The sequence below is a fragment of the Bacillus sp. SIMBA_005 genome, assembly GCF_046535585.1.
GTDB classification, from domain to species: domain Bacteria; phylum Bacillota; class Bacilli; order Bacillales; family Bacillaceae; genus Bacillus; species Bacillus pumilus.
Genome location: NZ_JAWRWI010000906.1, coordinates 1 through 248, shown reverse-complemented (window position 1 = coordinate 248; position 248 = coordinate 1). Strand labels below are relative to the sequence as shown.

Genomic DNA, 248 nt, shown 5'->3' with positions numbered 1-248 from the left:
ACAGCTTTTTGAGTTCATCTTTTAACCATTGTCGATTTTTCCCTACTTCCAATAAATTTCTTTTTAATAATTTTCCATCTGATATTATTTCAATTGGCAAAAAAGGTGGATTTTCAGGTGAGATGTTTATATCTATTTTTTGGGTACCTTGAAATGGCGGTTTCTTAAGAATACTAAGCGTACCATTCGGTTCTAGAATGGCAAAATCTATTTCATCAATTGAAAAAACTTGGTATTGTCTAATCATC

General features: G+C 30.6%; 1 protein-coding gene. It reads right to left on the bottom strand.

Going from position 1 to position 248, the window contains the following annotated elements:
- Positions 1-248 (bottom strand): DUF421 domain-containing protein (locus SB660_RS22700; RefSeq protein ID WP_410584763.1); only part of this gene is annotated, 248 nt, incomplete at both ends.